The organism is Dyella japonica DSM 16301, from assembly GCF_001010355.1.
GTDB lineage: Bacteria > Pseudomonadota > Gammaproteobacteria > Xanthomonadales > Rhodanobacteraceae > Dyella > Dyella japonica.
Window position 1 is genome coordinate 39,022 of sequence record NZ_JPLA01000023.1, and the last position, 12,643, is coordinate 51,664.

Here is a 12,643-nt window from a genome sequence, read left to right on the forward strand (position 1 = left end):
CATCGCGTCCATCCTTCTGAATTCAGGCGACGCAACAAAGGGGGACGTCGTCGCCAGATGGCTGCATCAAACCCCAGTCAATCGCCGGTGACAAGGGGGAGATATCGGCCACGCGTTGCACGCTTCCCGTGCATGCGTGGCCATCAGCGGTGCGCGCGACTGCGCGGCTTCACACGTATCGATCGGCCAACGCATCCGTCGCGCTGACCAGGACATCCACGATGGCCGGATCGGCCGCGCTGTGACCTGCCAGCACGATATGGAATGCCGCTTCCGGCCACGCGTTGGCGAGATCGCAGGCGCTCTTCACCGGGCAGATGATGTCGTAGCGGCCATGCACGATGGTGGCGGGGATATGGCGCAGGCGGTCGACATCGCGCAGCAGCTGATCCGGCTCAAGAAACACGCGGTGGCGGAAGTAGTGCGCTTCGGCGCGCGCCACGCTTACCGCGGCGTGCGGGTCTTCGAAGTTGCCGGGTTCATCCGGATCGTGGATCAGCGTGGTGCTGCCGCCTTCCCAGTTGCCCCACGCGATCGCCGCGGCGATGCGCACGGCCTCGTCGTCGCTATCGAGGCGACGCCAATACGCCTCCACCATGTCATGGCGTTCGGCTTCGGGGATATGCGCGAGGTAGCGTTCCCAGCGCTCGGGAAAGATCCAGCGGGCGCCGCCATCGAGTTCGTTGAACCAGCGCAGTTCGCCCGGCCGGCCGAGGAAGATGCCGCGCAGCACCAGTCCAAGCACACGCTCCGGATGCGTCTGTGCATAAGCGAGCGCCAGCGTCGAACCCCACGAGCCACCGAACACCACCCAGCGTTCGATGCCGAAATGCTCACGCACGGCTTCGATATCGCTGACCAGATGCCAGGTCGTGTTGTCGCGCAGCTCCGCATGCGGCGTCGACTTGCCCGCACCGCGCTGATCGAACAGCACGATGCGGTAGCGCGCCGGATCGAAGAAGCGGCGGTGATACGGCGACACCCCCGCACCCGGGCCACCATGCAGGAACACCACGGGCAGGCCATCGGGATTGCCGCATTCCTCGATATGCAGTTCGTGGATGTCGTCCACGCGCAGGCGATGGGTGCGATAGGGTTCGATCTCGGGGTATAGGTCGCGCACGGGGGTTCTCCGTTGAGGTGCTTGCCCCAGCATAGCCGTCCCCATTCTCGTGGGGCAGTCGCACACAGGGTGCGCTCCTACAGTGTGGAAGGCTACGGCGATCTGGCGGGCGAATCACCAGCGCTGGCCATCGTGCAGACGATGGTCAGCGCCAAGGCGATCCAACCGGCAAGCTCCTTCATGCCGCGGCGGACCGCAGCTCGATCAGAGCTTGTAGTTGATGCCAAACATCACCGTGCGGCCCCAGGTGTTGTAGTCGAGCGGGCGTCCGACTTCCACGCCATTGGGCAAGGCGGAGATCTGCGCGGTCTTCTCTGCCGAGTTGGTGAGGTTGTAGACCTGCAGCAGTACCGACAGGCCGTTCCAGTAGCCCTGGGAGAAGTTGTAGCCGGCCTGGAAATCGGTCTGCTTGTCGGCCAGCACTTTCTTGTAGCCCAGCTGGTCGAACAGGGCGATCGCTTCGCCGGTATAAGAGGAGCGATAACGTTCGGAGATGCGCACCGACCAGCCGTACTTCTCGTAGTAGAACGCCAGGTTCGCCACCTTGCGCGAGAGGCCGGGCAGGGTGGATGGCGCGCCAGGAATCGAGGTGATCGAACTCACCGGCACGGTGCTGTTGGTGAGCGAGAAGTTGCCCTGCACGCCGAAGCCGTCGAGCGGACGGGCGATCAGCGCGCCTTCGAGCGCACCGGACAGCTCCAGGCCTTCCATGCGCCCACCGGTGCCGTTCTGTGGCGTGGTGAACGAGCCGATATTGCTGGTCGGCACCAGGGTGGGATCGTTGTTGATGTACTTGGAGAAGTCGTAGTTGAGCACCGTCTGGTCATAGATGTAGTTCAACAGGTTCTTGTTGAACACCGCGGCGGCGACGTAGCTGGCCTTGCCGAAATACTTCTCCCACGACAGGTCGGTGCCCACCGCCACATAGGGCTTGAGCTGCGGATTGCCGCCGCTGCCGGTCCACAACACCTGGCCGGCCGCCGGGCCATCGGTGACCTGGTAGACGCCGGCCGAGGTGGCGACCTTTTCATCGTCGATGCGTCCGCGCGTCATGGTCTTGGCGAAACCGAAGCGGAGGTATTGCTGGTCGGCAATCTCGGCGGCCAGGTTCAGGCTGGGCAGCACGTTGTTGTAGGTGGTGCCGCCGCTGATATTGCCCACCAGGGTGTTGCCGTTGGTCTGCAGCGCGGTTGACGACTGGTCGGTGTGTACGAACTGCACGCCCATATTGCCGCGCAACGGAACACTGCCCAGCATGGTGTCGATATTGAACTTCACGTACGCGACCGGGACTTTCTCCTCGACGCTGTAATTGCGCGCCCAGTCGCCCTGGCCGTTGCCGTCGGTGAGATAGAACTGGCTGTTCAGCGCCGCCAGCACGTTGTAGTTGAGAATCGGCCCGATCCCGCCGTAATTGATCGAGGTGGGTCCATAGAGGAAGGCCGGGTTGACCGGCACCGAGTAGCCTGGCTGATAGGTGCTGCCGGTGGAACCGTTGCCGTTGAGCCACGCGAATTGCACGTCGGCCGACTTGGTCTTCTTGCGGTCGGAGTAGTTCACGCCGACGTCCACCGTGCTGAAGATCCAGCCCACCGGATGGGAGACCTGCAGGCGGATTGCCTTGATCACATCGTTCTGGTGGTCGAACTCCTGGCGGCCGTTGTAGCCGTAGCCATCGGGATCGGTGAACTGGATGGCCGACGGATCGGCCAGGTTCACGCCGGCGCTGAAGTCCGGGAAACCGTAGTTGAGCGGCGTGGCGAACTGCACGCTGGTGGTGCCCTGGCCGGGGATGCCGCTAAACAGGTAAGCGTCGTGCAGATCCTTCTTCGCGCTGGAATAGGACAGATCCGCCACGCCCTGCCAACCGCCGCCGAATTCAAACTGGTTGTTCCAGCCGGCCGAGAACAGCTTGTCGTGTTCCTTGGTGTACTCGTTCTGCAGGATCGGCCGGATGCCGTCCATGGTGCCGGTGGTCACCACCGGATAGGGCTGCGAGGGCACCACGCCCACGTTGCTGTACACCGCCGGGCCGGCGTTGTCGTACGGGCCGCTGGCCCACTGCACGCCGTTGGTGGTCTTCTTTTCGTTGAAGGTGGAGTAATAGGTATCGAGCGTGGAGTGGTACCAGTCGTTCGGCGCCCACTCGAGCACGGCCATCAGGCCATTGCGCAGCTGGTTCTCCGACTGTGCGCGCAACTGCATGCCTTCCTGCGAGAGCACGCCGTCGGGCAGGCCGGGCGAGTGCGGACCGCCCCAGGCGTCCTCGATGCTGCCCGGGCCGTTGTTGAGGCTCCACCACCAGGCCTGGTACTGCTTTTCCTGGATCGGCGAATCGAGTTGGGCGAAGCCGACCGCCAGGCCCAGCGTGTGATCCAGGAACTGGTCGACGTAGGAGAAGCTGGCGCGATGGCCCAGGTCGCCCACGCCCGAACCCGGATTGTTTTTGCCGTTGGTGGTGTACTCACCGCGCAGATTGGCCACGATGGCGCGGCTGGACAGGTCCAGCGGCTTGAGGGTGTGCAGGTCGACCGTGCCGGACAGGCCCTGGCCGATCAGGCTCGCATCAGGCGTCTTGTACACGGCGGCGCCGCTGATGAGTTCGGCCGGGTACTGGTCGTATTCCACGCCGCGGTTTTCGCCGACGGTGGCCTGCTCGCGCCCGTTCAAGGTGGTGCCGGCAAAGTCGGGCGCCAGGCCGCGGATGGAGATCTGGTTGGCACGGCCGTCCACGCGTTGGGTGGCCAGGCCGGGCAGGCGGGCCAGGCTTTCGGCGATGCTCGCATCGGGCAGCTTGCCGATGTCCTCGGCGGAGATGGCCTCGATGATGTTGTCCGAATTCATCTTGGCCTTGATCGAATTCTCGATGCTGCCAGCGATGCCGGTGACGGTGATGGCATCGAGCGTGGCGGCGCGGTCTTCCGATTTGGGCAAGGCGTTTTGATCAGTCTTCGCAGGCTTTGCCGTCGGCGTGGGTTGGGTGGTCTGCGGTGTTGCGGATGCATCCTGTGTCTGTTGCGCCAAGGCCGGTTGCACCGCTGCCAGGGCGAGCAGGGCAGTGGCACATGCGATGGTGAGCGGGCGCTTGGCCCCGATGGATCCTGCGACGAAAACCTGCGAGCGGCGACCGTTCATTCCCTTCCCCATGACTGATTCGATGACTGCACCCCCTCGGTGCAGCACGCAGAAACGCACTTCGGTCTGTCCGGCAACTTCTTGCGGCCAGACCGTGGGCGGTAGGTTTCTGCGTGGACGAGGAGCATGAGCGAGAGAATTTGCTGCTGTCATCATGCGACGCAGCAAGTTCGTTCATGGTGCTGAAGGAAACGCGCTCCCCGGTTCAGCGAGGTGAGCAGACCGTCGTCTACGTGCCGAGCGAAGAGGTGCAGCCGGCGATGATGGGCGCAGCGTTCGGACCGGCGGTCATGTCATACAGGTCGCCGTGATTGCCCTTGGTCCACCAGGTATACGGACCGGCCACGTACTTCACACCGGAGCCGGCCAGGGTGTCGACGAACAGCATGGCTTTGTCCTTCACCAACAGCAGCGCAAAGCTCTGGCCGCCATGGCTGTTGTAGTACGTCACCTTGAGCGACTGGCCGGACTGACACTGGTAGTTGCGCTGCAAGGTCGCGTCCACCGGAATCTCCGGCACGTTCAGCGTGTCGGCCAGCGCCGTGGCAGCGGCCACCGAGACCGCTGCGCCGAACACGACGCGCATGGCGTTGCGATGCAAGGCGTTCATGACTCACTTCACCTCGTCGTAGACGTATTCGTGCTGATCGTCGCGGAGGATCAGCTTGCGATTGTCCGCCGTGCCGGAGACGACGAACTCAAAGCCGTCGGAGCCCGGGGAAATGGTCACGAAGGACAGCGAGCCGTCGTCGTTCTTGCGCGAGGCCACGTCGCTATGCCACGCGCCAAAGTTGAACACGAGGTGCTTGCCGCTGCGATCCACCTGGATGCTGCCCACCGCCGGATTGCGATAACGATCCGCCAGCTTGGCCGCCTGGGCGGGATCGGCGGGCACGGTCAGGCGCTTGCGCTGGGCGGCGATCTCCGCCTTCAGCCGCTTCACGCCGGCATCGATGTCGCCCTGCGCCAGCGGCTTGCCGTCAAACAGCAGTTCGAGCAGGCGGCGCTGGAACGGACCTCGGATGAACACGCCGGCGTCGGCATTGGTGAGGATCACCGCGCCCACGCCCTGCTCGGGCAGCCACAGCATGTCCGAATGGAATCCGGCCAGGTCGCCGCCGTGATGCACCACCGGCACGCCCCAGGTGTGATCCACCATCAGGCCCATGCCATAGGTTGCCGTGGTGCCCAGCGCCACGTTCGGCTTGCGGCGTTCCAGCAAGGCCTCTTTGGATACGTAGCGCTTGCCGTCCGGCAGTACGCCGTCGGCCAGCTCCATCTGCACGTAGCGCAGCATGTCGCTCACCGCGCTCCACGCGGCGCCGGCAGGACGCGCGGCTCGGATGGAATCGTTGATGCCCATGCCGGCCACCGCCGTATGGCCGTCCACATCCATGCCGTGCGGCGTGGCGTGGTCGCCGAGCAGGGCGCGGTCGTAGTCGAAGGTGGTGAGCTTCATCTGCAGCGGATCGAACACCTGCTGCTGCATGGCCAGGTCGTAGGCGGCGCCCAGTTCCATATCCGGATACAGCACATGGCCGCCGATATAACCCGCGGCTGCGGCCATCAGGTTGGAGTACTGGAACAGCTCGCCGAACTTGCTGGTGGGCTGCATGCCCGACAGCGCCTTCAATACGGTCTCCGGCGTGGCGTCGCGGCTGTTGAGCAGCCACTCCATGTCCTGTCGCGGCATGCCGGTGCAGGCGCAGATCAGGTGCTTGATCAGCACCTGCTTGGTGGTCGCGGCATCGCCCAGCTTGAACGTGGGCATCACCTGCACGACGGGCGTGTTCCAGGTGAATTTCTTTTGATCGACCTCGCGCGCCAGCATCAGCGTGGTCAGCGCCTTGGTGTTGGAGGCGATCATGAACAGCGTGTCGGCGTCGATCGGCTCGGGCTTGTTGATCTCGCGCACGCCCAGGCCGCCGGCGAACACCACCTTGCCGTGATCGATCAGGCCGATGGCGACGCCCGGCACGTCGTATGCCTTGCGCGCGTCGTCCACAAAGCTCTTGAGCGTTTCGATCCGCGCCGCATCGAGCGCATGCGCCTTCTTGCCGGCGAAACTCTCGCGCTGGTAGCCCTTGGGCAGCAGCCGGTCGGAGATCGCGCGCAATTGCGAGGCGCGCTTTTCGCCCACCGCATTGGCCACGTCGTAGATCAGCACGGTGTACTGCTCGCCATGACGGTAGGCGATGGCAGTGACGCCGCGCTTGTCGTTGGCGGACGTCTCGTAGTTGTAGATGCGGATCTGCTCCCAGTTGTCGCGCGGAGCCACATCGGTGGCCACCTGCAGCGGCCAGGTCTTGGCGGGGGCATAGGCTTTCCAGGCCTGCGCCACGGCGTCATCGGGCGTACCGGCCTTCACGTCGACCAGCACGGCCTGCGAACCGGCCTCGGGCGGACTTAAGGTCACCTTGTTGCCGCTGGCGCGCAGCGTCCAGTCGGAGGGCAGCATGAATTGCGTGCCGGCAGATGTGGTCTTGGCCGTATCGGCCTTCACCGCCGCGCCCGCGGCCGGTGCAGCAGGTGAAGGCGCGGGGCCTGCCAGCGTAGCAGCGGCCAGTGCGAACAGCCCGACAAACGCAACGCAACGCATCAACATGGAGGTACCTCGCAGCGAGGGGAACGCTCTGTTGTCACGCACCGGAACGGCGGCCCGGCGCGACATGGTCGGTGACACGGGTGGTCCGGGGGAGTCTACACAGGTTGCGACGCGAAGCCAGTGCGCAATGCGGCCTTTGGGCCGTGATTGCATCCGTTCGGCCGGCCATCATTTAATGGCGATTGCGTTGGCAGGCGCCTGGTCCTGCTTTGCGTCTCGAATGCACCGAAGGAAGCTCATGTCGCCGATTCACCCATCAGATTTCGTCGGCCGCCTGGCGGAGTCTGTTGCCAAAGCACGCACGCTCGAAGAACTGGTGCGGCCCCTGCTCGAACTGCTGCAGACGGTGACGGGGTTGGAATCGACCTACCTCACCACCATCGACACGGCGGCCGGCTACCAGTACATCCTGTATTCGAAGAACACCAGCCGGCTGGACATACCGGAGGGTCTCTCGGTGCCGTGGGAGGGCACGCTGTGCAAGCGCGCACTGGAAGAAGGCCGGCCTTATACCGATGACGTGGCCAATTGCTGGGCCGACTCCGGTCCCGCCCGCGAGCTGGGCATCGCCACCTATGCCAGCACGCCGGTGCAACTGGAAGACGGCACGCTCTACGGCACGCTGTGCGCGGCCAGCGGCGATCGCAAGCCCCTGGCGGATGGCGCGGATCAGGTGTTGCAGATGTTCTCGCGCCTGATCGGCCAGCAGATCGAGCGCGAGCGCATGTTGCAGGCCTTGCAGCGCGCCAACGACACGCTCGCGGTGAGCGCGCTGACCGACGCCACCACCCGGCTGCCCAATCGCCGTGCGTTGATGGAAGAGCTGCGCCGCCGCCTCGACGGTCACGGCCCGGATGGCCGCGCGCTGGTGGTGGCCTTCGTCGATCTGGACCAGTTCAAGGCGATCAACGACACCCACGGCCATGACGCCGGCGATCGTTTTCTCGCGGCCATCGGCGGGCGCATGCAGGGCGCGGTGCGCTCGGATGATTTCGTCGCGCGCCTGGGTGGCGATGAATTCGTGGTGCTGTCCAGCCCCGCGCACCACGACGCCCTGGTTGTGGTCGATGCGCTGCGCAGGCGGCTGCAGGAAGCGACCACCGGTCGCTTCCACCTGGGCGAGCTGGTCCTCGACTATGCCGGGCCCAGCATCGGCAGCATCGTGTCGATGTCGGGCGAAGTGGAACCGGAGACACTGCTTGCCCAGGCCGATGCCGCCATGTACGAGGTCAAGCGCGAACGTCGGCAGTCGCAGCCGGCGCGCTGAGTCGCCTCAGTTCAATACGGCAGCGCGCATGCCTTCGCCGCGGACACGGCCGGGACAGCGGCCGCTCACACGCTTGAACAGGCGGCGGAAGGCCGCTTCGCTGCTATAGCCCAGCTGCTGCGCGATCCCGGCCACCGATTGTTGGCGATCGCGCAACAACTGCTCGGCCACGCTCACGCGCCATTGCGTGACGTATTGGATCGGCGGCTGGCGCATCAGCTGGGTGAAGCGCTCGGCAAACGCGGAACGCGACATGCAGGCCAGCGCGGCCATCGATTGCATGGTCCACGCCTTGCCCGGATGGTCATGCACCGCCTGCAGCACGCGGGCAATGCGCGGGTCGGCCAGCGAGGCGAACAGTCCCTGGCGTTGCTCGGTCGTGCGGGAGTAGTCGCAGATCGCCAGCGTGAACAGCGCATCGGCCAGCTTGTTGAGCAGCACATGGCGGCCGGCGCAGTCGGCATGCACGACCTGCGCCATGGTCGAGGCCAGCTGGCGAAACGGCGCGCTGGCGTCGGCGGCATGGATCACCATGCAGGCGGGCAGGGCAAGCTTGAGCGGATGCTGCGAGCTGCCGGTGAAACGGAATTCGCCGCAGATCAGGCTCGTCTGCAGCATGTCGTGTTCCCCGGTGCCGCTCAGCCGATGCGGCGCGCCGTGCGGAAAGATCACCAGGTCGCCGGCCTCCAGGGTCACCGCGCCGCCCAGCTCCTCGCTCTCCACCTGGCAGCGCCCGGCGCCCACCAGATGAAACAGGCCGCACTCGTAGCGCGGCGCGTCCGCGTACCACGAACCGCAGCGATGCAATTCGGCGACCACCTGCACCTGCAGCATCGACCGGCTGAGCAGGGCTTCCAGCGCCGGCTCCACCAGCCGCGGGCGCGGGCCGGCGGGCAGCGACGGATTCGGTTCGATGTACATGGCCTTCCTTCCGGTGGATGTCTCATCAAGACCTTCGCCACCGGTCGGCTGCCGGTTACATGGTGGTTGCTCCCGGCAGGGTCAGCCGGCCGATCAGCCGTTCGTCCAGCCATTGCGCGAGCAGTGCCGCCATGCGGGGCAGGGCGGCGACGCCATGACGCTGGGCCAGGCGTTCGCACAGTTGGGCGAAGCTGTCGCCATTCAACGCGCCCAGCAGCGCGGGCAGTTCCGCCACGGTGACCTGCCGATAGCGCACATCCAGCGCCGGCCGCCAGACCAGCAGATGGCGTGCGCGGCGCCAACGGCGCAAGGCCGGACGAGGCTCGCCGCGGTCGGCCGCGCGCCGGAACGCGTCGACATTGCTGGTGCAGCGAAGCAGCCGTGCGTGCGGCAGCGGATGCAGCCGCAATGCCGCCCACGCGTCCGGCGCCAGGCCGGCAAGGTCGGCGGCGCTTACCGTGGCTTGGTCCGCCGCGTCGAACGCGGTGGATATCGCCCAGTCCAGTTGAGCCATTTCGGCCAGTTCGGGCCGGTCGCGCCACGGCGCGGTGCGCATGAGGAACCCGGCGAGTCCATCACCGTGCCAGCGGATATTGAAGTGCGTGGACGGATGCGCGGCCACGTAGTCGTCCAGCAGCCGAGCAAAGCGCCGTCCGGCCAGCAGGGCCAGCCCGGGAAACTCGGTTGCCAGCGCCTCGCGCAGGCGTATGCGATAGCCATGCTGGTAGATGGCGAGGCGATTCGACGCGTCGGCCTTGGCGTCACCGCGCAGCGCACCGGACAAGGGCGTGCCGCCCGCCAGCATGGCATCCGCCAGCTGCAGCTGCAGGTCGCGCAGATCGCTCATGCCGCTTCCTGCAGCAGCGCGTCGGCCAGCGAGCGGGCATGCTCGAGTTCCGCCAGCAGTTCGGCAAGCGGAGGAATGTGGTCGTCGCGCTCGATCATGGTGGAGACCCGGCCGTAGCGACGCACGGCCTCCACATAGAGGTCCCACACGGCATCGACCACCGGCGCATCATGCGTGTCGATCAACAGCTCGCCGCCCCGCTCGTGGCCGGCCAGATGGAATTGCTGCACGCGTGATGCCGGCAGGCCATCGAGATAGTCGAGCGCGGCAAAGCCATGGTTGTGTGCACTCACGTGCACGTTGTTGATGTCGAGCAGGATGAGGCAATCGGCGCGCTCGGCGACGGCGGCGAGGAACTCCCACTCGGTCAGCTGCGACTGCGCGAAGCTGATGTAGCTCGACACGTTCTCCAGCAGGATGCGCCGGCCCAGCCTGTCCTGCACGCGGCGCACGCGGTCCACCACATGCTGCAAGGCCTCTTCGGTATACGGCAGCGGCATCAGGTCGTGCAGGTTGACGCCTTGCACGCCGGTCCAGCACAGATGATCGGAAATCCACGCCGGCTCGACGTGTCGCGCGAGGGCGGCGAGCTGATCGAGATAAGCCATGTCGAGCGGATCGGTGCCGCCGATGGACATCGACACGCCGTGCATCACCAGCGGAAAGCGTTCGCGAAAACCCTCCAGCCAGCGCAGCGGCCGGCCGCCGGGGACCAGATAGTTTTCCGAAACGATCTCGAGCCACTGCACGTTGCCTGGTTCGTCGATCAGTGTTTCGTAGTGATCGACGCGCAGGCCGAGACCGAAGCCGAGATAGGGCAGCTGGCGTGAAGTGGACATGGCGCTACTCGATGCAAAAAGTGCGGGGCTTTCGAGCGTGCCGAAAGCCCCGCGATCAAGCTCAGGAGGCCTTGGCGGCAGCCTGGGCGGCGTCACATTCCTGCTGGCTCTTCTGCATGGTGAAGCCCTGGCCCTTGCAGGCGTTCTGGCCCTTGCAGGCATTGCTGGCCTGCTTGCAGGCGCCGTGGCCCTTGCAGGACGAGGAGTTCATGCACTTCACGCTGGCGGTATCGGCCGACTTGCCGGCGTCGGTCTTCTCGGCCGCCGAAGCGGACATCGTGGTGACGGCGAACAGACCGGCAACCATCATCGCCATGGCGGCGCCGTTGAGCTTGTGGGTCTTCATGGAAACACTCCTGTCAGGTAGACGGCCGCCCGCTGGCGGCGTGGATAGACAACGTCGGGCCCGGACACCATGGCCAAGCACTGCCGACCTGAGCATTCTCGACAGACGGGTGCCCGTGGGCTGTCCCCCCGCGTCTCCCTTTTGTGCCCGATCGTCCGGCGATGGCCGCGCCGGGCAGGACCGGACGGCGGGCAAGAAAGCATGGACGACCAGCCATGGCGGCGATCGCGTGCGCTTCGCATGATGCCCGCACCTCGATACGCGGAACCCGCCGTCATGCGCCACTTCATCGCCGACAAGGCCACCCAGCTGCTGCAATGGCTGCAGCGCATCGAATGGTTCGGACCCTTGGTGGTGCGCGTGGTGTTCGGCTACTTCTGGCTGGAAACCGGCATCGCCAAGGTGCACAACCTCGACGGCTTCACCCAGCGCTTCGTTGGCTGGGGCATTCCCTTCCCTGCGTTCAGCGCGGGACTGTCGGCGTGGACGGAATTGCTCGGCGGCCTGCTGATCATGCTCGGCCTGTGCACCCGCCTGGTGTGCATCCCCATGCTCATCAACATGGCGGTGGCCGTGGTGCTGGTCGTATCGGCCAACCTCACGGGCCTGGACGACTACGTCGAAGCGGACGAGATCGTCTACAGCCTGATCTTCTTCTGGCTGCTGATCAGCGGCCCGGGCAGAGCCAGCCTCGACACCCTGCTGGCGCGGGCGCTGGGGATACGCACGACATCGGAGACGGCACCGTCAGCGCGCATGGCCATCCCCGTGATCGACTGACGACCTCACACCGGAGGTTGCTAGCGCCACTTCACCGATGCCAGCAGGTCGGACAAGCCCACCCATAGCAGCTGCATGCCGATGCAGAAGGTGACCAGCGCAAACAGGCGCATCACGATCTTGGTGCCGCCGGAACCCAGCCACCGTTCCAGCGTGTCGGCAAAGCGCATGCAGACATAGATGCTGGCGCACAGCACCACCAGCGCGGCGGCGACGCCCAGGAAATGGATGGCCGACAATCCTGCCCGTGGCGAGCTGGTGCCCAGCGCGATGGCCACCGAGATGGAGCCCGGGCCGACCATCAAGGGCAGGGTCAACGGATAGAAGGTCTTGGCGGCCAGCGATCCGGTATGCGAAGAGGGGTTCACCTCCTGCGCCTTCTCGTTGGCGGCGGCGTCATCGTCGGGCTTTTGCAGCAGGTTCCAGCCGGCCACCGCGATGATCATGCCGCCGGCCACGCGCAGCACCGGAATGGAGATGCCAAAAAAGGTGAGCACGTAGGCGCCCATCAGCAGCGACACCAGCAGGATGGCAAAGCTGTTGGTGGTGATGCGCCAGGCCAGCTCGGTGCGCTCGGCGGCCGTGGTGTTCGGCACCATGCTGAGCACGATGAAGGCCGAGCCGATCGGGTTGATCACGGGGAACAGGCCCGTGATGAGCAGCAGGGCGGTCTGGGTGAAATCTCTCAGCATGCTTGCAGCTCCGGATGCAGGCTTGCAGTGGGCCGGGCCGCTGGCTTCCGGCAGGAAGGCCCAGCAAGTCGTCCCGCCGATCGCGTCT

At 65.6% G+C, this 12,643-nt stretch carries 11 protein-coding genes; 2 read left to right on the plus strand and 9 right to left on the minus strand.

Going from position 1 to position 12,643, the window contains the following annotated elements:
- Positions 1-169: 169 nt before the first annotated feature.
- The 4 genes from pip to Y882_RS08845 all read right to left on the minus strand — a co-directional run bounded on the left by pip (position 170) and on the right by Y882_RS08845 (position 6,863).
- Complete coding sequence (gene pip / locus Y882_RS08830; protein WP_046971541.1) at positions 170-1,123, minus strand: prolyl aminopeptidase; 954 nt, start codon at positions 1,121-1,123, stop codon at positions 170-172.
- 204 nt (positions 1,124-1,327) lie between these two features.
- Complete coding sequence (locus Y882_RS08835) at positions 1,328-4,258, minus strand: TonB-dependent receptor (RefSeq protein ID WP_046971542.1); 2,931 nt, start codon at positions 4,256-4,258, stop codon at positions 1,328-1,330.
- Between the two features lie 229 nt (positions 4,259-4,487).
- Entirely contained in the window at positions 4,488-4,868 is a 381-nt protein-coding gene (locus tag Y882_RS08840) for an MliC family protein (protein ID WP_211259154.1), read from the minus strand.
- A 3-nt stretch (positions 4,869-4,871) separates the two neighbouring features.
- Positions 4,872-6,863 (minus strand): serine hydrolase domain-containing protein, encoded by a 1,992-nt coding sequence (locus tag Y882_RS08845; protein WP_244466306.1) that lies wholly within the window; start codon positions 6,861-6,863, stop codon positions 4,872-4,874.
- Between the two features lie 238 nt (positions 6,864-7,101).
- On the opposite strand from Y882_RS08845, the gene Y882_RS08850 reads away from it, so the two are divergent.
- A complete protein-coding gene (locus Y882_RS08850) occupies positions 7,102-8,130 on the plus strand; it encodes a sensor domain-containing diguanylate cyclase (RefSeq protein ID WP_046971543.1) in 1,029 nt (342 codons plus the stop codon).
- 6 nt (positions 8,131-8,136) lie between these two features.
- Here the strand turns inward: Y882_RS08850 and Y882_RS08855 are convergent, their stop codons facing one another.
- From Y882_RS08855 to bufA2, 4 genes are all read right to left on the minus strand, one after another.
- Positions 8,137-9,051, minus strand: coding sequence for a helix-turn-helix transcriptional regulator (locus Y882_RS08855; protein WP_052949821.1), 915 nt, complete (start codon positions 9,049-9,051; stop codon positions 8,137-8,139).
- 55 nt (positions 9,052-9,106) lie between these two features.
- On the minus strand, positions 9,107-9,898 hold the full coding sequence (locus Y882_RS18840; RefSeq protein WP_052949824.1) for an HvfC/BufC N-terminal domain-containing protein: 792 nt from the start codon (positions 9,896-9,898) through the stop codon (positions 9,107-9,109).
- Positions 9,895-10,737 (minus strand): MNIO family bufferin maturase, encoded by an 843-nt coding sequence (bufB, locus tag Y882_RS08865; protein WP_046971544.1) that lies wholly within the window; start codon positions 10,735-10,737, stop codon positions 9,895-9,897. The genes Y882_RS18840 and bufB overlap by 4 nt, the downstream gene beginning before the upstream one ends.
- 61 nt (positions 10,738-10,798) lie before the next feature.
- Complete coding sequence (gene bufA2, locus Y882_RS08870; RefSeq protein ID WP_046971545.1) at positions 10,799-11,083, minus strand: BufA2 family periplasmic bufferin-type metallophore; 285 nt, start codon at positions 11,081-11,083, stop codon at positions 10,799-10,801.
- A 276-nt stretch (positions 11,084-11,359) separates the two neighbouring features.
- Between bufA2 and Y882_RS08875 the strand changes: the two genes are divergently transcribed.
- The gene (locus tag Y882_RS08875) at positions 11,360-11,863 is read left to right on the plus strand and encodes a DoxX family protein (protein ID WP_082121025.1); all 504 of its coding nucleotides are present in this window, start codon (positions 11,360-11,362) and stop codon (positions 11,861-11,863) included.
- A 20-nt stretch (positions 11,864-11,883) separates the two neighbouring features.
- Here the strand turns inward: Y882_RS08875 and Y882_RS08880 are convergent, their stop codons facing one another.
- Positions 11,884-12,555 carry a MarC family protein gene (locus tag Y882_RS08880; protein ID WP_046971546.1) on the minus strand — a complete coding sequence of 224 codons (672 nt, stop codon included), beginning with the start codon at positions 12,553-12,555 and terminating at the stop codon, positions 11,884-11,886.
- Positions 12,556-12,643 lie beyond the last annotated feature (88 nt).